The sequence below is a fragment of the uncultured Methanobrevibacter sp. genome (assembly GCF_947166415.1).
Classification (GTDB): Archaea; Methanobacteriota; Methanobacteria; order Methanobacteriales; family Methanobacteriaceae; genus Methanocatella.
On record NZ_CAMVEE010000002.1, the window covers coordinates 62,401 to 82,979 of the forward strand.

Annotated in this window: 13 protein-coding genes; 4 read left to right on the top strand and 9 right to left on the bottom strand. The window is 32.5% G+C overall.

Annotation, left to right across the window (positions count from 1 at the left end; all coding sequences use genetic code 11):
* Nucleotides 1-112: 112 nt before the first annotated feature.
* The 3 genes from Q0W25_RS00650 to Q0W25_RS00660 form a co-directional block, all read right to left on the bottom strand.
* Nucleotides 113-7,747 (bottom strand): Ig-like domain repeat protein, encoded by a 7,635-nt coding sequence (locus Q0W25_RS00650; protein ID WP_298517607.1) that lies wholly within the window; start codon nucleotides 7,745-7,747, stop codon nucleotides 113-115.
* Nucleotides 7,748-8,056: 309 nt separating this feature from the next.
* Nucleotides 8,057-8,785 carry a hypothetical protein gene (locus Q0W25_RS00655; RefSeq protein ID WP_298517610.1) on the bottom strand — a complete coding sequence of 243 codons (729 nt, stop codon included), beginning with the start codon at nucleotides 8,783-8,785 and terminating at the stop codon, nucleotides 8,057-8,059.
* Nucleotide 8,786: 1 nt separating this feature from the next.
* Nucleotides 8,787-9,971 carry a hypothetical protein gene (locus Q0W25_RS00660; protein ID WP_298517613.1) on the bottom strand — a complete coding sequence of 395 codons (1,185 nt, stop codon included), beginning with the start codon at nucleotides 9,969-9,971 and terminating at the stop codon, nucleotides 8,787-8,789.
* 338 nt (nucleotides 9,972-10,309) lie between these two features.
* On the opposite strand from Q0W25_RS00660, the gene Q0W25_RS00665 reads away from it, so the two are divergent.
* From Q0W25_RS00665 to Q0W25_RS00680, 4 genes are read left to right on the top strand one after another with little or no spacing between them, the layout of a single operon-like run.
* A complete protein-coding gene (locus Q0W25_RS00665; protein ID WP_298517616.1) occupies nucleotides 10,310-10,654 on the top strand; it encodes a helix-turn-helix transcriptional regulator in 345 nt (114 codons plus the stop codon).
* A 6-nt stretch (nucleotides 10,655-10,660) separates the two neighbouring features.
* The gene (locus Q0W25_RS00670; protein ID WP_296875009.1) at nucleotides 10,661-11,035 is read left to right on the top strand and encodes a putative zinc-binding protein; all 375 of its coding nucleotides are present in this window, start codon (nucleotides 10,661-10,663) and stop codon (nucleotides 11,033-11,035) included.
* The gene (locus Q0W25_RS00675) at nucleotides 10,995-11,432 is read left to right on the top strand and encodes a hypothetical protein (RefSeq protein WP_298517619.1); all 438 of its coding nucleotides are present in this window, start codon (nucleotides 10,995-10,997) and stop codon (nucleotides 11,430-11,432) included. Before Q0W25_RS00670 ends, Q0W25_RS00675 begins: the two co-directional genes overlap by 41 nt.
* On the top strand, nucleotides 11,432-12,238 hold the full coding sequence (locus tag Q0W25_RS00680) for a 4Fe-4S dicluster domain-containing protein (protein WP_298517622.1): 807 nt from the start codon (nucleotides 11,432-11,434) through the stop codon (nucleotides 12,236-12,238). The genes Q0W25_RS00675 and Q0W25_RS00680 overlap by 1 nt, the downstream gene beginning before the upstream one ends.
* An 832-nt stretch (nucleotides 12,239-13,070) precedes the next feature.
* On the opposite strand, the gene Q0W25_RS00685 is transcribed toward Q0W25_RS00680, so the two are convergent.
* The 6 genes from Q0W25_RS00685 to Q0W25_RS00710 all read right to left on the bottom strand — a co-directional run bounded on the left by Q0W25_RS00685 (nucleotide 13,071) and on the right by Q0W25_RS00710 (nucleotide 20,562).
* Nucleotides 13,071-14,039, bottom strand: coding sequence for a hypothetical protein (locus tag Q0W25_RS00685; protein ID WP_298517625.1), 969 nt, complete (start codon nucleotides 14,037-14,039; stop codon nucleotides 13,071-13,073).
* Between the two features lie 63 nt (nucleotides 14,040-14,102).
* The gene (locus Q0W25_RS00690; RefSeq protein WP_298517628.1) at nucleotides 14,103-15,419 is read right to left on the bottom strand and encodes a hypothetical protein; all 1,317 of its coding nucleotides are present in this window, start codon (nucleotides 15,417-15,419) and stop codon (nucleotides 14,103-14,105) included.
* 295 nt (nucleotides 15,420-15,714) lie between these two features.
* On the bottom strand, nucleotides 15,715-17,421 hold the full coding sequence (locus tag Q0W25_RS00695) for a DUF2326 domain-containing protein (protein WP_298517631.1): 1,707 nt from the start codon (nucleotides 17,419-17,421) through the stop codon (nucleotides 15,715-15,717).
* On the bottom strand, nucleotides 17,411-17,644 hold the full coding sequence (locus Q0W25_RS00700) for an ABC-three component system middle component 6 (RefSeq protein ID WP_298517634.1): 234 nt from the start codon (nucleotides 17,642-17,644) through the stop codon (nucleotides 17,411-17,413). Before Q0W25_RS00700 ends, Q0W25_RS00695 begins: the two co-directional genes overlap by 11 nt.
* Complete coding sequence (locus tag Q0W25_RS00705) at nucleotides 17,641-18,402, bottom strand: ABC-three component system protein (RefSeq protein ID WP_298517637.1); 762 nt, start codon at nucleotides 18,400-18,402, stop codon at nucleotides 17,641-17,643. Before Q0W25_RS00705 ends, Q0W25_RS00700 begins: the two co-directional genes overlap by 4 nt.
* Before the next feature lie 651 nt (nucleotides 18,403-19,053).
* The gene (locus tag Q0W25_RS00710) at nucleotides 19,054-20,562 is read right to left on the bottom strand and encodes an FRG domain-containing protein (RefSeq protein ID WP_298517640.1); all 1,509 of its coding nucleotides are present in this window, start codon (nucleotides 20,560-20,562) and stop codon (nucleotides 19,054-19,056) included.
* Nucleotides 20,563-20,579 lie beyond the last annotated feature (17 nt).

Genomic DNA, 20,579 nt, shown 5'->3' on the forward strand with positions numbered 1-20,579 from the left:
TTGTCAATATCAAACATGATTTTGTAATGGAACGTAATGTGAAACTGTTCTGGAAAACAAGTTTATTCACAAATGGAAAAATTCATTTCCTAAATAAAAAAAATGAGAGATTTTATTTTTTAGAACGTTTATTCGGCAGCAGCCCCATTACCATCATTAATAATGCAAGCACGAGCCAATAAGCAGGAACGCCTGTTTTATGCATTGCTATTTTATCCTTAACAATATCAGATACATTATTGCCTTTATTGTCTGGTGTATCATTGTTTGTGTGGTTTTTATGATTATTGCCGTTATCCTTCACAGTAAGAGTTAATTTAATTTGATCCGGATAATATTTATCATCACCTGAATAATAAGCAGTAACGTTATATTTTCCTGCAGATAGTCCTTCAATATCAAAGATGGCCTTTCCGGCCTTGACTGGTGAAGTGTATTTCTTGCCGTCAATAACTATGCTGACAGTTCCTGTTGCATCAGTCGGAAGCTTGATGACTATATGGATCTTTTTGCCGCTGTCAATAGGGTCATTGCTTTTGCCTGTCATATTAGGTTTAATCTTATTGACTGTAAATGAAACAGTTTCCATATTAGGATTATAATTTCTGCTTCCTGAGTAATATACTTTAGCGGTTTTATGACCCGCACACAAATTAGGAATGCTTATAACTGCTTTTCCATCCTTAATCGCAACAGTGTAATTCTTTCCATCAACATTAATAGTTACATTTCCAGTAACGTCCTTCGGTAAAGTCACAGTGATTTTTTCATCTTCACCTACATTAATGTCACAGGCATCAATGTCCATAGTAGTATTCAGTGCATTGACATTGAATTTACCATTTACCGAAACACTTTCAATATTCTTATTGCCATTATAAGTAACAGTTACCGGATATGAACCAGAATCCAGATTATATAAACTTAAAGTAGCATTATACATGGATTTTGAAGCACTGCTTGATGCGGCCAGTAATCTTTTCTTCATCTGACCATTGAGCTCAAGAGTTTCGGTAATGCCGTTTACGGTAACATTTACAGAACCTTCAATATCACAGTTAATGGTTATAACCGCAAAACCACCATAATCAATATCTGAAACTTTCAAAGTAATATTTGGAATTAATTTTTCAACAGTGACTTTTCTTGAAGATGAATTGGACTTATGGTTCTCATCACCAGGATAGGTTACAACAACTGTGTAGTTTCCAGCGTCTAAAACACCGGTATTGAATTCAGCAGAACCTCCTTTAACAACAACAATAGTTGAAAACTCACCAATGGTTAAGTTATACTCTCCGTCCACATCAGAATAAACGAAACCTTCAACCCCTTGAGGATAGATAGTATTTGAAGCTGTAACGAACACATTTGTGGCAGCCTTATAGACTTCAAAAGTTGCATTATGGGTTGTGGTATTGTAATTCTTATCTTTGAATGTCAGATTTGCATAATAGACGCCAGCATCAAGGGTAATTGATCTGTTTCCAACACCATTTTCAACAGTGATGTTGTATACAGTACCATTGATATCAACATTATAGATTCCGTCTACGTCGGCAGTGATTTCAATCAGTGATTGTTCGCCGTAAGTTACATTTGAGACGGTGACATTTGCATTGTTTGGTGTTGGAAGGACATTGAATTGGCCTGATATGCTTACGCTTTCAATGTTATTGTCTCCATTATACACAATATCCACAGGATAATTTCCGACATCGAGATTATCTAAAGTTAAAAATACGCGTGTTTTTGATTTTATGAAATTGGATGATGAATCAAATAACATGACAGTCCATTGATTTAAGTCAATGGTTTCAGTTCTGCCATTTATAGTAACATTTACTGAACCTGTAACATCACATGAAATTACTAAAAGAGCAGTATCACCATAATAAATATCCTGAACACTTAATGAAAGGTTAGGAATGAATTTGGTAACAGTAACTTTAGTTGATGATGTATTAGACTTGTGGTTCTCATCACCTGTGAAAGTGACAACAACTGTGTAGTTGTCTGCATCAAAAAGACCTGCATTAAATTCACAGAAACCTCCTGTAACATTGAGAATAGCTGAATAGTTACCTACTGTTAAGTTATACTCTCCATCCACATCAGAATAAACGATACCAAGAATATTTTCAGGATAAACAATACAAGAAGTATTTTCCTGATAAACACTGTATGCGGCCACCACAATCAAATTGGTATCAGCTTTATAAACCTCAAAAATGGAATTATTGGTTGTGGTATTGTAATTTTTAGCGTTGAATGTTAGATTTGCATAGTAGATTCCTGCATTGAGGTTAATTGATTTGTTTCCAATGCCATTGTTTACTATGATGTTGTGTACTGTTCCATTGACATTAACATTATAGATTCCGTCTACGTCGGCAGTGATTTCAATCAGTGATTGTTCGCCGTAAGTTACATTGGAGACTGTGACAACTGCATTGTTGTGTGCTGGGTTGATTTTGATGTATGTTGTGTCTTTAGCTGATTTGAAGTTATGGTCGCCTGAATAGTTTCCTATAATCACATAGTATCCTGCATCCAGTACAGGCAATGTGAGATTTTCATTAACGTCTAGTTCAGCAAGGAATGTGCCGTCATTCAAGAAATATTTGATTGTGCCTGTTGCGCCATCAGACAATGTATGAGTGACAGTTGCAGTTTCACCATAGCTGATTTCACTAGGATAGACCTCCAGCTTAAATAAAGTGCCGGTAGTGTAAACGGTGAATGTTGTATTGCTAGAAGCAGGATTGTAATTGCTGTTGCCTGCAAAGGATACGCTTGCATTATAATTTCCCGCATCCAATGGAGCATGTTCAAAGTAGGCAAAATTATCTTTAACAGTTACATGAGTCAAATCACCTGCAATTGTTAAATTATATTCACCATCCATACTGGCATAAACAACAGCTTCAATCTGTTCCCCATAAACCTCATCGAAAACAATGACAACCAAATCAATGTCTGCCTTATATACTTCAAAAGTAGTGTTTTTAGAAAGGGTGATGAAATTCTTATCATAAAAACTTACATTGGCATAATATTTTCCTGCTTTGAATTGAATAGATTTATTTCCAATGCCGTTTTTAACAACAATATTATAGGTTGTTCCATTTATTTTAACATCATAAATGCCGTCAAGATCAGCTCTGAGTTTAATGTTGGATGATTTTCCATATGTTATGTTTTCAACTTCCACAACCACATTATTCACAGCTTTATCCACCCTAAATGATGCTTCGTTGATAGTTAAATAATAATTCTCTCTGGATGTATGAGTCTGATAGTTACCCTCATCCAGATTAATCTGCTTTACGCAGACCCCATGGACAACTTCCATTTCAATGACTGAAACGCCAATGTCTACATTATATGTTCCGTCGATAAATGTCCTTAATGTGATTGTTGTAGGATTTCCGTAAGTCACATTGTCTGCAGTGACACTGCCTGATGCTGAAGCATATACTTTAAAGTGTCCGAATGCACGGCTTGAACTGGTGGTTTTATTTCCAGGGTTGTATATGCCTATATAATATTTTCCGGGTTTTAAATTATAAACTGACAATGTGGATTCTGGGTTGTATATTTTTCCTTCATGTACAACATCTGAGGTTTCTTCATTCACAATTACGTATGTTGCATTGGCAGTCATGTTGATTATTTTATACTCGACTTTCAATGCATTAGGATATTCGACATCCTCACATGAGATAATGGTAACCTTACTTGGGTTCTTATCATTTGTCTCGAGCTTTAATGTTAGAATCTGATGGTCAAGTTTAAAATAGAGTGTAGGATTCTGCTTGTATATTGTGACATCTGCAGACATGTCTCCCTCATCTGCATTGACATTGGAGAAAACTGCACCCTCATAATTTTCTGCATAAAATTGTCCTGTGGAGTGCAGTATGGTATAATCTCCCCCAACAAATTTAAGAAAATCAACATCTACTTCATAGGTATTGCCCACATAAAGAATGCCATGTTCGACTGACATGCGGATTCTTGTAGGGATGTATTCTGTATAATCCTCATCTGCCGCTGCCTTATGCCATATTTTAAACTGGTCCTTTTTGCTAGGGTCATTTTTTCCAAACCAGCAGTTGTAAACAGAAGAATAATAACCGCAGCAGTATACACACTGACCACTGCTTTTGGCTTCATTGTCAACAAATGTACATGACCATAATGTTAATTCGGCATGTGATGAATCAAGATACATTGCACCTCCCTCATCCTTAGCAGTATTGTATTCGAATCTGCAGGAAATGAACTTCGGATCGCAGTTATTGTTAATGTAAACCGCTCCTCCGTCACCGGAAGTTGCCTTATTATTAAGGAATATGCAGTTACTTGTACTTTCAGTCATGGTGCCTGTATAAACTGCTCCTCCGTCACCTGCGCTATTGCCTGTGAATGTAGACATGCCCAATTCCAATGGGGCGCTTTTGGAATCGATATAAATTCCGCCTCCTCTGTCTTCAGCAGTGTTATCTTTAAAACTGCAGGCGTAGAATTCCGGACTGCATTTATTGTTGATGTAAACTGCTCCTCCGTCACCGGAAGTACATTTATTCTTTTTGAATATTGAGCCTGAAACCTCACTATTGAGAGTGCTTGTATATACTGCACCGCCGTAATCCTTTGCAGTGTTTGAAGTGAAGTTGCAGTCAGTTATTCTTATTTCAGTGTCGGCATATACTGCACCGCCACGGTTGTATGCATAATTATTGGAAAAATCACAGCCTATGACTACTATTAACTCATTTGCGCGAACTGCTCCCCCATAACTTTTTGCAAGGGTTTGTCCTGAAGCTTCATTACTGCTGAATATTGAACTGGAAATGGAAACTGATTTGTCACCGTATACTGCACCTCCGTCAACATATGCCTCATTATCAGTGAAAGTGGATCCTCCTATTATTATGCTTGCATCGGCATATATTGCTCCACCAAGATTATATGCAAAATTGTCATCAAATATGGAATCTTCGACTTTAGTAACTCCATTTGAACGAACTGCTCCTCCAAAGCTTCTTGCAGCAGTTTTGCCCGTAGCGTTATTTTTTTTAAATTTGGAATCTGATATTGTGGTTCTTCCGTCACAATATACTGCACCGCCGTCGACATTTGCCTTATTTCCTGTAAAATTGCAATAGGTTATGGTTATATCTTTATCAGCATAAATGGCACCACCGTGATTATATGCAAAATTGTTTTCAAAGCTGGAGCTTTCGACAGTTATGGAGTTCTCTGAGCGGATTGCTCCTCCAAAACTTCTTGCAGCACCATAACTTTTTGCTGAATTATCCTTGAATACGGAATGTGAAACTGTTGTTTTACCTTTACAGTAGATTGCACCTCCATCAAGAGTATCCACCATATTGTTGGAAAAGACTGAATATTCAATATCCGCATCACCTTTACAGTAGATTGCACCACCAGAACTGTCTGTAATATGGTTAGTAAATCGGCTGTCCTTTATGTTTGCATCTGAATAAGCATATATTGCGCTTCCATAATTGTCTGCCCCATTCCAGTCAAAGCTGCAGTTATCTACTGTGACTGTTCCTTTTGAGCAGACCGCACCACCGTAACTGTTTTCTATAATAACATAGTTAACATGACTTGCCGCATTTTGATAGAATGTTGAATCGGAAAGTGTGGTTTTGCCTTTGGAGTATATTGCTCCACCGTCAACAGGTGCCAAATTGTGGTTGAAACTGCTGCCGGTTACTTTAACTGCAGTATCCGCATATATGGCTCCGCCGTCAGTGTATGCATAATTATTATCAAATATGCAGTTTTTGACTGTGAGTGTTCCTTGTGATCTGATTGCACCTCCATATGAATATTCAGCATAAGGAACTGCAGCATCACCATTATCAGCAGAGTTGTTTATAAATTTGGAATTGGAAACTGTGCACTCTCCTTCACAGAAGATTGCACCTCCGTCAACAATAGCTTCATTGCTGGTAAAAGTTGCATTATTGATGTTTGCATTACCTTTACAGTATATTGCACCTCCATCAGGGTCTGAACATATTCCTACGGCAAGGTTAAAAACATATACTGAATTTTTCGTGAAAATGTTTTGACCAGTAATTGTTAAATCATCATAGGCACATATTGCACCGCCACGACAGCCGCCCTGGTTATCTGTAAATGTGCATGAGTCAATATAACATTTGCCTTCAGACCAGATTGCACCGCCTTCAACTGGAACATTTTCAATCCCGGAAGCAGGAATAACAAGCCAGTTATCATCAAATACTGAACTGTTAATATGGGTTTCACCATTGCAGTATATTGCACCGCCCCGAATCTTCGGTGAGGATGGCACATAGTTTTTGTTGAATTTCATAGATTTACCGTATATGTTTCCTTCACAGTATATTGCACCTCCCAGTAGACCTTGACTGCCTGAATTTGAATAAAATTCACAATATCCATTTGTATCGCTATCCCAGTTGATATATACATTTTTCATGGCAGATATTGCGCCGCCGCCTGCAGCGTCGTTACGGTTATTTGAAAATTTGGTCTGACCAGTGATTATTAAATTATCATTGGAAACTATTGTACCTGCAGTATTGCTGTCAAAACTGCATGAGATAATATAGCATTTGCCTTTAGCTTCAATGACATAATAACCATTATTTTTATTTATTTTTGTATTCTCGATAGTGATTTTTTTATTGGCAGATATTGCTCCGGCACCATATTTTGCGTCATTTTTCTGGAAACTTGATTCATTAATTATGAGATTGTCTTCTGCATATACTGCTCCACCATCATTTTCTGCATAGTTATCGCCAAAATAACCTAAATCAATATTACATTCGCCGACAGAGTAAATTGCACCACCGTAGCATTTTTTAGTTGTAGTTCCATCGGCTTTATTATTTCTGAATTGTGAATTTATAACTGTGGTTTTGCCGCCACAATAGATTGCACCACCTTCAAGCACTGCCTGATTGTCATCGAAACTGGTATCCCTTACTTTCACTTCCTTATCAGCATATATTGCTCCACCATAATTGTCCCCATAATTATCATTGAATTTGCAGTCCTTAATGTCAACTGATCCTTTTGAGTAAATTGCACCGCCACAGTCTCGGGCATAATTATCCTTGAATTCACAGTCCTGTATGGTTAATGCGGATGAGGAATGTGTATTTAAGATAGCTGCGCCTTTATCTGATTTTCCATTTTTAAACACAATATTTTTTAAGATAACACTTATTCCGTCTTCATTTATCTTAAGTATGCAATCGTCGCCATTCCCATCTAAAGTATGGCCGTCGCCGTCTATTGTTAAACTTTTTTCGACTTTGAGAGTGTGTCCGCCATCTGCCAGTGAATAATTACAGTCCAGAACTAGTGTGGCTCCTTCATCAGCACCGTTAAGATATCCCTGCAAATCAGTAAATGAAGTGCCTAATATACCATTAGCACTGCTTGCAGAAACTGTACTCTGGATTTCTGATTCATTGTTACTGCATGAGAGAACATTTCCATTATTAGAAGTAGAATCTGCTGTAAAATTAGTTGTTTCAGAATCATCTGTTATAGAATCATCTTCATTAGAATTGCCATAGTGGGAACTGCCTTCTCCCAGAGTATAGTTCTGAGGGTTTATATCTTGAGGTATTACTGAATCATTTGCAATATTATCCGATGTTATGTCCTCTGCATTGACTGCTGAGGCAGTTAATAATGCAATAATCAATATTATAAGTAGTACAATCTTTTTTCGGATGTTCCCACCTCATTTCACAATCCATTATAATAATTGTTATTTAAAAATATTATATAAACATTGCGAATATTTGGATGCAAAACATTCGTTAAAAGACGAACTATGATAAAAGAGGCCTCATTATAATCAATAGCTCCATTTTACTTTCAATTTAATGGAAGGGTTATGACATTAACGGTTGGCGTTATGGTTTTGGTTTCTGTTTTTGAAATGTAGTGTATATGCAAGGGTTTGTGGATGTGGTTTTTGAATAGTTGATGGGGAGGGTGTTAATGTTAATTATGGTAATTCGCTTGCTATTTCATGATACTTGTCGCTGACAATAGCTACATCTGGAAGTTCACAATATGTAACTCCGTCTGCATCTTTAACATAATTGGCCTGAGCAATGATATTTGATTCTGAAGGTATGATCATATTAACGACATGAGTTATTTCATCCTGTTCAAAAGAACAGTCTGCAAGATCAATACAGTTCTGGGATTCAGGATACATTTCAATTTCAGACATCTGACGATAAACTCTAATGTATTCGGTATCCTCATTTTCCGTTAGATTAACGATTGAAAGTAGTCTTAAATCATGGCCATGTACTGGATTGCATTCACCGTCACTGTCGATGTAAATTCTTGTGTTTGGCAGTATATCTGCAGGTGCGGGTCTTTTCAATTTTAATCTGAAAACATCTCCAAGTACGGCCACAGTAACTAATGTTAATCCTGACGTTTTAACCTGGACTTTACCTAATAGATAACCAAAAGCTAACTCTCCTTCTTTTGCTTTTCTAACTATTGTGTGTTCCATTGTGGATGATTCATCCAATGTTACCATTTCACCTACTGCACATTGGTTGGAACAAATCCAGGCCGTTTGTTCTTCATTAACATAGTTTCTTTCGCCTTCATCCAATAGACATGCAATAACGTCCATTTTTTCTTCATGTTCTAATCCTGTTGGATATCCACGGCCATGTCCGATAGTTGAGCCGTCATCATAATCAATTATCATTTTAAAACACCCAATCCCAATTGTGATTAATTATTTTGTCTGGAATGTGAAGTCCAGTATCTTCCATTGTTTCATCATTAGCGTCCCACATTAACGTACTGCCTTTGTAGGCTTTGGTATATTCATGTTCGCCTTTGTATAATCTAATTCCGTGTTTGGAATCTTTTTCAGTTACTGTTATTGTTGGAATTCCATTAGCTGCAAATAATGGTGATGGGAATATCAATATCCATTTCAAGTCAAAATAATTGAATTCTTCAAAATCAGTTGTTGCATATCCTGTTGGTGATATTTCAATTTCAGCGTAATTGTTATCATAGAATTTACTTGGATTGTTTCTGCTGAATCCTTCAAGATAATCAGAAGAACTTGATGTTCCTGTACCTACACGGCCATGAATATGGTATTGCTTCCAATCTCCCCCATCATCACTTCCTGAGGAATATGCATCAAAGGAACTGGCCATAACTAATGTCTTTGCTCCTTCAAACATGCAATAGTTTTTAACAGTGCTGGTCCAATAGAACATGGTTTCTTTAATATCTTCAGAATATATGAGATTGAAATCTGACTGCATCATGTAACTTCCAATGGTTGAACCAAGAAATGTTCCATTATCATTAACGGCAACATTACCACTTATATGTTTAAATCTAACTGCAATAACACGATTATTAGTTAAATCTTGACCTGAAGCAAATGTTGTGAATAAACTACTTGGAAGTCCAGTATCAAAGCTTGGAACGAATCTTGCTCTTAGAAATTTTCCGTTATCTGTTGAGTCATTGTTGATACTTAAACCTGAGTAGTTCATGAAATATTGTGAGTATGTATCAGAATTTGCATCAAACATTAACAGATCATTACCTGGTGTTAATGTGCTGGCGAAGGTTGTGTCATGAACTTCAAGGATCAACTTTGTAGTTTGAGAAATTTTTCCAACAGGAATTCTGACAAGTATTGCTGCACGTTGAGATCCATAAGCTGGAATGTACATTACTGGACATGCTGTTCCATCCAATGTTTTGATTTTTAGATTTTTTAAATCACTTCTGAATAAATTAGCAAAAGAACTATCCTCCAAATTATCCAAAAACAAATAATCATAGTTGGATGAATAGCTACTGCTTCTCTGATTGTAATTACTCATTACAATGTTAATTTGCAATTCTTTTATCAATGTCATAAATAATATTTTATTATCCTTTTTATATAAATTATATAATAAATATAGTAATATTAACATTAATGTTTCTGATTTCAAAAGTGCCCGTCTTGCACTGAAATATACATTAGGTATTGAAAAAACAACACTAACAATCAGGCCATTAATATGAAATTAAATCCCCCTGATTAAAGCTAAAATAAATAGCTATTGTTTTAATGTAACGTTAAATATTAAAAATTTTACATAACTTATCATGAAAAAAACATATCGATAGATTTAAATATATGGATATATAAATTAGGAATTACAAATATCATATCGATATTCTTAAATATGTCGAAATTATAATTATGTATATGGTATCTGAAAACAAGGAGGACTGTTGCAGAGAATGTTCAGTTGAAGAATTACTAAAAAATACTCCCTCCCCTAAAAAACTAGAAAACAATGCAACATTATTGAAATCTTTAGCTGATCCGACAAGATTAAAAATGATATATTTATTAAAAAACGGTGAATTATGTGTCTGTGAAATATTGGAAGCCATGGACAAATCCCAATCCACAATTTCACATCATCTAAACATGATGAAGAAAGAAAATATTCTTTTAACAAGAAAAGAAGGAAAATGGATTTATTACCGGTTAGCTGATGAAAATATTATTGAAATCTTGGAAAACTTATTCAATATAGTGGAATGATGAAGTATGGTTGAAAAAATAGCATTAGCCTCATGCAATGGTATGAGTCCCAATGGACTAGTATCACGTGTTGCAGTAGGAGATTGTAAAAAAGAAAACGAAAATATCATATCAATCTGTATGGGTTCAACTTCTGCAGATATAGAAGGTAAAAATAATCCAATGCTAAAAAAATACCCAATAATAGCAATAAATGGATGTTCAAATAATTGTGTAAATAAAATTCTAAAAAACAAAGGAATAACCGTGAAACAAACAATAGAAGTAGGAGAAATCCTAGAACCACATAACATTTCAAGCAAAGATCCTTTCAGACTAGATGATGAGGGAGAAAAATGTGTTGAAATCATTAAAAAGGAAATTAACAAAAGAATGGAGTAGGATTAAAATGGATTTAGAAATATGGAAATCATTTGTAAATGATAATTATTATGAATTCTCCGCATTAAAAGATAAAGCAAAAATAGCGCTGCTGCTTCCAGATACAGATAAAATGATAATCCTTGAAAAATCAGAAGACAAAATGTTAATCCATAGCGGACATGCAGATGAATTTGATTTTCCTTTTGCCCAAATAGCACTACAATTCTCAGAAGAATCTGCCGACAAACTTAACGAAAATTGGTCATTTAATACTTTGAAAAATTTAACCAAAAAGGATGAAATTAGAATATTATCTTTTGTAAATGAAAATGAATTAAGATATTACAAATTCAATATTTTCCTAAAAAAATTTGGTTATGAACTTAACTCAAGTTGTTCATGTGGGTGTTGCTGATGAGTGACAATTGGAATTTTGACGGACTAGTGCAGGATGTATTAGTAAAATCAGGTAATAAATCCTGCTGTGGAGATATTTCATTTCCAGATACCCATAAATTAGATAATCCTTCTACTCCTCAATCAACAATTTCAAATGATTTACTTAATGAGTTTGAAAAATATCTTCAGGAATTGGGAATTATCGAAGTGGCCTATGTGAATGGAATTAATGATTATTTTTTACACGGCTTGAATTTTGACTTTGATTCAGCAATTGTGATTTCATATGAAATCAGCAAAAGTATTCATGATGAAGGAGCTGGAGATAAGGCACAAGCGTTCAATAATGAATTATATGAAAGTTTTGGAAACATCACTTATGAAATTTCAGATTACTTAAGATCCCATGGTTTTGAAACAATGGTCGCTCATCCAAGAGAGGAAACAATTGATTTCTCTCATTTGGCTCAAAAAGCAGGAATGGGCGCAATTGGAAAAAGTGGATTATTAATAAGTCCGAAAAAAGGACCTAATCAAAAGATATCTGCAATATTGGTGAACATTGAAAACTTGCCTTTATTAAATTGTAATAAGCATGAATGGATTTCAAGATACTGCAACTACTGTAATTCCTGCGTTAAAGCATGCCCGCAAGAAGCACTTATCCTAAACAGAAAAAATAAAAATGTGGAGTTTATTGCAGATTTATGCATTGGCTCCACTAAAGGTTGTGTTGAATGCATTAAAGCATGCCCATTCTATAAAAAAGGTTATGAACATGTTTTTAAAAAATACAAAAAACTAGAAGCCAAAATGTCTTGATTATAACATTAACTATCACCATTTCTTATTTGAAACTTGTTTTTTAAAAGTAGTTGATGTATGCATAGTTATAGTCTGAATGATTTTTTGTTAACTTTGATGTTAATGTAACACACAGTTTATCAAATAAAAATAGTTACAATTCATTCAATTTAATTAAGCGTAACATCAATTATTTGTAGGTTAAATTATGTTAAGAATAGTCTGGAATAATAAATAAAAATATTGTTGGATTAATCCACCTTGCCATACCCATGTTATAAGCGAGCCAATTCGCCCAGGCCGACCCGATGCCGACCGAAGGGAGGCATCTGTGGGAGGCCTGGGTGAATAGAATTGGCGAGCATATACTATAAGGAGGAACCGACCCTTGCCGGTCGGTTCCGTAAGTCATCAATGAAGAAAACTAATTTTATTTAACCAGCGGCATCATTATATGCAGTCCGACCTATAGGTCGGACTGGATGCCTTGAGCGTAAGTGAAAGGCCAATACTATAGACCTAACAAAAATAGCTTTATCAGTTCCGAGGAATAGGGGATTGTCCCCTATTCCGAGTTTATGGATTTGTAATTAATGATTTTGTCAAATTTAAGAACCGACCATTTATCGGTCGGTTCGGGGTTAAGTTTTGGTAAACTTGAGTATATTAGCATTGGCACTCTTGGGTAATTAAATGGGGGCTTGTCCCCCATTAATTAGGCATTAAGGGTTTCAATGCAATATATTTGGGGGAAATGAAAACACATAAAACATTTCCCCACAAAATAAACAACGAGCAATTCAATGAATAATTTTAGCTCCGGTGGAAAAGTAAGAAAACACCATCATAGCTATATTCTAGTTCTATTAAATCCCATGTCCTTTAATATCTTATTATATTCTTCACGAGTAGTAAAAGAAGGTGAATCTTCATCCCCAGTGCTTCCGGTTGATCCAGTTTCACCCGTATCACCAGAGTTTTCAGGATTTCTTCCTCCAGGAGTGGAACCATCATTACTAGCTTCAATTTTAATTCTTCTCTCAGCTAATTTTTCCATTAGCTCCATATCAACGTCACCAGATAATAGCTTATCAATTATCTCTTTATCCTGTGCATTTTCATTATAATTAAAGTTATATTTGGCTTCGTACTCTTTTATTTTCCTTTCATTTTCAGCTTTACGAAGCTCAGATAATTCTTTTAAGATTTCATCTTTAGAGTCTATGAATTCTTTATTTTCTTCAATAGCTTTTTTTATCTCATCATATTTTTTAGATTCTTCTTTTAAGCTATTAATTTCATCCTGAAGCTTTCCAATCTCAGCATCTTTACCTTGAAGTTTTTCTAAAAGTAAAGTTGTAGCAACATTAGTATCTTTTGCAGGTGGCTGAGGTTGTGGCTGTGGTGCCGGAGGTTCAGGATTTGGATTTCCTGTTGCACCGGTTTCTCCAGTTATATCTGAGTTCAACAATCTAATTTTTCGAGGGCTTTTAGTTACACCAACATCTATTAAGCTCATAGTATCAATTCCAAATGAATCTCCATTATCTTTTAATAAGACATCAACTTTAGGAGATAGGCCTTTTCCTTCCATATCCAGTTCATCAGGAATTTCAAGGAATAGCTTTCCTTCTTCGTATTCAATATTATTTCCAATTCCTACGTAGATATTGTCATGTTCTGAAGTGAGTGGAATTCCTCCACGGTAGTTTTCAGCTATTTGCTTTAGATCTTCAGCCGTCCATTTCACAGGTTTGTTGAGTCTCCCGTCCAGGTCGGAATAGTCATAGGATCCAACTTCAAAAAGTTCATGTTTCATGATTATCACATTTTATTATATTATTTATTATATATTTTATTATTTATTTTATATAAACTTTTATTATATTTCGTTTCCGCTTTCAGATGAAATTCTCTCACCAACAGGTTGTTCCTCTTCAAAGTTACTGAGATAGTTCTTATAGATTTCATCACCTTCAGAAGACAATTCCATAATGTATCTTAACACATCATCTCTTGAATAGCTGAAATAAATGTTTAAGGATTCTTCAATACCCATCAGTTCCAACTGCATATTCAATAGCTGATTGCAATACTTTAACACCCATTTCTGGTCATTGGCCACATTAACGATAAAACCTGTAATGGCTGAATCGTTAATGTATTCTGCAACATTCTGATTAGACCTTTCATTACCTGCCTGCGACTGAGGAGTTACAAAAGTTCTTAAGATATTGTTTCTGAAGATTTCAGTCTGTCTTGTATAGTCTGACTGGTAGTTGTTACCACCCAAGATTTTGGATTCAATTCCTGGAGGTACAATAGCTACATTGCTGTTAGCAGTTGTCCCATAATCTGCATATAAATTTTCCTTTGCGGTTGAAGACAGTTCCATTATATATGGCCGACCGTTTTCATCAATTGCCGGCTTGACTTCAATGATATTGTCCTTATTGATTCTTTCAACCTGATTTCTTTCAAGATTACATTTATGATAAATGTCATCAAGACAGTTCAGGATAATGCTTTGGGCTTCAGAGTATATTTCATTATACATGAAGTTGATTACCTGTTCCGGTTCGTATTTGACTGTTAATGTTCCTTCTTCAACACTGATGAAGTTGTTGAAATCCTCCGGAGATCCGTTGACAACATCCTTTGGCATTTCATGCAAGTATAGCTGCACCTCATTGTCATCATTGAATTCCTTTTTCAATCCATAGCCATGTGCACCGATTTCCAGAAATATTGGTTTGATGTATTTTCCTATGGACTTGTCCCATCTCTCGACAGGCTTGATTAGACCTTCACCATCAACCATTCCTCCCTGCAGGATTTCCTTGGCCACTTGTCTGATGTCAATTTTTCTTGCCCAAAGGATTAATGTGAGTTTTTGCTCTTGAGAAAGCTTGTTTTCTTTGTCCACCAATACCATATTAACATTGGCCTTGTCAATTCTGTTTTTCAAAATTCCTGAAGTGTAACCGTCAAGCTTGACAGCATAACGTGCATTAGCTATTGTCTTATTAATTACTGGCGGAAGTGCATCAGGTAAATCTAGACCAGTATTAATTCCATCAGTCCTTGGTTGCCTTTCATTTTCTCCCCAATAGCTACGCTTAGTGTTGTACTGCTCTACACGATTATTCAATAATCTTGTTTTGATATAATCCGTAAGTCCCATAATAATCATTTCCAATAATGTCTACTTTAAAATAATATTTTATTATATTATTTATTATATTATTTATATAAAATAAGTAATAAGATTATTGAATTAGAGTGATAGTAAAAAAGTGAAAATTTATCTGTTAAATTTATTAATAGCCAAAAACAGTAGCTAAAAGTCATGAGTATTTGTAAAACATATTAAAAATTTATTACATGGTTTATTTGATTGAATACACGTTATAAACTTATTAATCTACTTGATATGATTAATTTATTTAAGATTAGTCAAAAAATAATAAAAATCGAAACTATTCTAATATGTATTAAAATTCAAAACCCAATAATGTTCCTTCAATTGAATTGTCATTCAATTCTAAAACAACATGATCTGAAATATTGAAATTTAAATTGTCCGGAATAGAATCAGAATTCAACATACATATATATTGCATATCAAATTTTGTTGTTTTTTCATAAATTAAATTTAAAGCACTAGCATATTGTCTAGAATCAACACCATCAAAAATATTGCTATCATGAATTAAGAAATCTATGTAATTATAATCAACAAAATTTTCTAATAACATTAAATCATAACATAAGACAATCATTCTAGTTTTTCCAGTACTATTTATCCTAGGAATATCTACACTATATTCAAATCCTTTCTCAGAACATTCAATAATTAAATCTCCAGGAACATCATATAAATAAGAAGAATTATCACTAAACGTATTGATTAAAGAATTTAAATGATTTTTATTTTCATCATAATTGATTTGGAATCTAGATTCTAAATCCAATAATTTTATTTTTAATTTATTTTTTTTATCAGAAATTTCATCAAATTGCTTTATAACAGATACAATTGATTCATATTCACTTTTTTGTTCAGCATAATATTTTTGCATATTGTTATATTCATTTAAAGCTCCAAAATTATTTAAAATATCCATACATTCAGCTTTTTTATCAGATTTGTTTTCAATTTCCTGATTAATTAGGACTAATTCATTTTTTATTGATTGAATTTCTGTTTTTAAAAAATTAGTTCTATTGAAAATTATATTTTTATGAAATTCTTTAGATTCACTTATTGTTTTTTTAACATTATTCGGAAAATAAAAATTTACTTCATTATATATCTCTTCTACATTAATATCATCAATTTTTTCTTCTTTAATAGATTCTTCATATATATCAATTTTTTTATTTAAAAAAATAGTTCGTTCAAATAATTCTTGAATTTCTTTACTTAATCTATCTGCAGATTTTTCAATTTGCTTATAAGATTCATGAACTCTGTAATTATCCAAATCATTTTTAATTTTAGTTAGATCATTCTTTAATCTATTCATTTCTGGAACTAACTGCCCTTTTGATCCATAAAGATTTTTTAAGTTAGAAAAATTTTTATTTAATCTTTTCACTTCATCTTCATATTCCTTATATTTAGACATTAATTTCCAATCAAGACCCACACAAAAACTTGTACAATCAATTACATCAATGTTATTATATGTAGAACTTGTTTTGAAAGGAGATTTCTTGATATCTTCATCTCTGCGTATAAAATAACTAATCACTTTCCTAAATGTAGGTTTAAATCTAAATTCCTTTTCATTTTTCAAACCTAATAACGAAGTTCCCAAAACCTCTTTCCATTCATTCAGAGTATAAAAATAAATTTCTTTTTCTTTAGAGTAAGTAGGTTTTAAAGGAAACTTACTAAAGTTTCCTTCAACAATAATAATCGATTTTTCATCAAATGACCTCTTAGCATAAATTTTCTCATTGTATATATCTATGCTAATTGTAAATTCCCAATCATTAAATGTATCCTCAGGCAAATAGTCTTTATTTGGAGTTCCACCTAAGCAAAAATGAATTATATGCACTAATGTAGTTTTTCCAAGCCCATTTCGAGACTTTTCAGTATTATCATCACCCTCTGCCAATATTATATTAATACCTTTATTAAACTGTATCTTTTTAAAACTATTCTTATTAGCATATAATTCATGAATCATTATTAATTCTCCTAATTTTATCATTTTTGAGTTCGATTAAATTAAGAATATATAACATGTCGAGAGTAATAATAAACCTCTCATAATTGTTCACAGATTTATTATCATTTACTTGATTCCATAATTCTGAAACAGAAGAGGGAACATCTAATTTATCCAGCAATAATGCTCCAACATATAATAATGAATCTTTTTCTTCTAGGAATTTGTTTGGCAAAATCATTTTTCAAAAACCTCACACAATTCAAACATATAACATAAAACAGATAATGCAGCAGCATTTTCACTAAATGAATATGAATCATTTTGTATATACTCCCATAATTCAAGAAAAATCTCATCATTATCATCATGTTTTTCTTTAAGTTCTAAATACTTATCTTTAAAAAATGATTTTAATGTATTGATAAATTTTTTATCTACTTTATCCATCTCTGTTACAAAAGATTTAACTTCATAGGTCTTCATAAGCCCAATATCCAATAATCGTTTAACTTGACTGCTAAAATCATTTTTATTGATTTTATCTGAAACATCAATATGCTCAAATTCTTCAAATGAAAATGAAGGATTATAATCTCCAGAAGAAATGTTTCTAATTATTATATCTAATTCTTTAGAAGAAATTTCCAAATTTGATACTTCTAACTGTTCATCTACCCATTTTTCATGATTACTTTTTATTTCATGTAATTTGGAGGGAGGATAAGAATTAGATTGTTTATCAACTTTTTTATGACATGTGGGGCACAGCAATATTAAATTTTCATAATCATCTAATTTATCTTTTGGATAGTTGCCATCACCTCTTGGTCCATCTTCACTTGAACCAATAATATGCGCTATTTCACCAATTTGGGCAGCTTCATCTTTTTTGGTTGCATTCAATGTTATTTTTGTTCTGCACATAGAACAGCGCCCACCAGCAAATCCAAATAACTTTTTAATAGTTAATTGGCTGTAATTTCGATTTGATGACATATAATTATATATGATCTAATACAATTTAAAGTTACTGACTTACAAATATTATGTACTTGGGAACATATTTTAGTTAATAAGATACGTAATATATCGTATATAATTTAATGACATTCGGTTGTGTAATTGTTATCTGAAATATGTAGTCAATTTAATTTTAATTAAGAACTCGCAGTGTTTGGTAATGACATTGAAATATAGTAAGTATTGGATAATTGGATTCGAATCCACGAAGCACTAAGCAATAGGCCCTGAACCTATCTCATTTGGTCCCTCTGACACATACCTATTAAAAAAATTAGATATATTTTATTCTTTAATTCTAGATTAAACTACTTTATTGAAATCTTTTTTAAGTTATGTTTTCAATCTTTCTATTAATTGAACTATGTTTCTTTTTTGTTTTTTTACTGTTTTTCTCAGACATATGGACAAGAAGGCAGTTTTATGATTAGAATTTTTTAACGGATGTCACTTTAACGGTTGATGAACTGTAAGATAATTTCTGTCACCTAAAATTGTATATTAATTATTATTATATATTGTGCTTTAAAATTTTATTTTATCAACATCAATGTAATTTTTAGTTTTATATTGTAATTTTATGCTTTTCTTATTCTTTTTCTTATTTCATGTTTTATTATAATATAATTAGAAATTTAATAAAAAATTTAAAGATTGGTCTTCAGGAGTTATTTCTTGTATTTCAGATTCTAAATTTAAATTAAGTTTAATAGGGTATTTAAATATATTCAAATCTTTAATTGGAATTGCATAACCTTGAAATATATCTTCAAAATATTCAAAAAAGTCTTCTTTACTCATTATTGAATTTCTTTTAAATGTGTTCCACATATTTATTGGAGTATTTTTAATTAATTCATCAATTTTAAAATAACCTAAAATTTCTCTATTATTTTTAGAATAAATAAAACAGTTTCCAAAATGCTCTTCAGTAAAAAATTTTTTAAAAATCATGCGTTTTTTCTTATTTAATATATTATTAATTTCTTTTTCATAAAATAACATTATAAAATTCTTTTTTGTAGGTTTATTTAGTTCATTTACATACTCTTCTAGTCTTACTCTATTTTTTATGGATTGAACAACGCCACTATAACCTGGAAATAGATTTTCTTCAGAATATCCCTCTAAATATAATTCATTTAAGATGTAATGTTTTAAATCTCCGGGGATAATAAACTTATAAAATATTTTTTCATTATGAGGAATGATAAAATCATTTAATCCATAAAGTTTAACATAATTTTTAATTTTTGCTTTAGGATCAATATTATTTATTACATCTTCTATTATAATCTGGTCTAAAGGTCGCCTATCAAAATTATAGTTTTCACTAATAATAAAGGTAAATAACCCTTTTTGTCCCATCAAATTTTTGTTTGAATTATACTCGGGTCTGTAAAATTGTAATTTATATGGGTGCGGATGACCGGGGATATAACTATTTTCAAATAATTTATAATTAAAAGCCCATAAAACACAGTCATCAGTGTTGTTGTGTAAAATATTGTTTGTTGCAAAATATAAAGAAGATTTATAATCATAAGACCAATCCATAGCTTGGGTAGGTAATCCATAATGTTGAGCTAATGAAATTATTTCAAAAAAATCTAAATTAGGCCATTTATTTTTTGGTGGTTTAAATTCAATTGTTTCATGGATTAAACGTCTAATGGTTGGAGTAGTGGAAATTTTCAAACCACTTTTATCTGCCCAGTTTAAAAATTTTAAGAGAACATATAATTCTCTTTTATATTGTATTTCATTTTCTGATTTGACCCAACATTGTGCAGGAGTATTATCTTTCATTTCTTTAGAATTTTTATTCAAAAGAATTGTCTTACCTTCTTCATTTAATTTTTTATAAGTTTCATATGGAATTTTGCATCTTCTAAAATGATCTGCTGCTGAAGTTAGTTCATATACGCAAAATTTTGAATCAATATAGTTATTTATCATGTAATTTCCGTTTTCATCTTTTCTTAAAGCAGATGGAATTAATTCATATTTACTACTTCCTAAACCTCTAAAAATATAATTTTCACGAAAATTAGGGGATTTTCCTTGAAGTTTTTCAATTAATTCTTCATATGATTTAATTTTAATTATTTCAATAAAATCTTCGAAATTAACCATTATTGCCTCTCTAAATA

What these genes read in the sequence shown, in the direction of transcription:
- Q0W25_RS00685 (WP_298517625.1), bottom strand. Translation starts at nt 14,039, where the DNA reads ATGAAACATGAACTTTTTGAAGTTGGATCCTATGACTATTCCGACCTG.
- Q0W25_RS00710 (WP_298517640.1), bottom strand. Translation starts at nt 20,562, where the DNA reads ATGGTTAATTTCGAAGATTTTATTGAAATAATTAAAATTAAATCATAT.
- Q0W25_RS00670 (WP_296875009.1), top strand. Translation starts at nt 10,661, where the DNA reads ATGGTTGAAAAAATAGCATTAGCCTCATGCAATGGTATGAGTCCCAAT.
- Q0W25_RS00680 (WP_298517622.1), top strand. Translation starts at nt 11,432, where the DNA reads ATGAGTGACAATTGGAATTTTGACGGACTAGTGCAGGATGTATTAGTA.
- Q0W25_RS00665 (WP_298517616.1), top strand. Translation starts at nt 10,310, where the DNA reads ATGGTATCTGAAAACAAGGAGGACTGTTGCAGAGAATGTTCAGTTGAA.
- Q0W25_RS00705 (WP_298517637.1), bottom strand. Translation starts at nt 18,402, where the DNA reads ATGTCATCAAATCGAAATTACAGCCAATTAACTATTAAAAAGTTATTT.
- Q0W25_RS00655 (WP_298517610.1), bottom strand. Translation starts at nt 8,785, where the DNA reads ATGATAATTGATTATGATGACGGCTCAACTATCGGACATGGCCGTGGA.
- Q0W25_RS00695 (WP_298517631.1), bottom strand. Translation starts at nt 17,421, where the DNA reads ATGATTCATGAATTATATGCTAATAAGAATAGTTTTAAAAAGATACAG.
- Q0W25_RS00700 (WP_298517634.1), bottom strand. Translation starts at nt 17,644, where the DNA reads ATGATTTTGCCAAACAAATTCCTAGAAGAAAAAGATTCATTATTATAT.
- Q0W25_RS00660 (WP_298517613.1), bottom strand. Translation starts at nt 9,971, where the DNA reads ATGACATTGATAAAAGAATTGCAAATTAACATTGTAATGAGTAATTAC.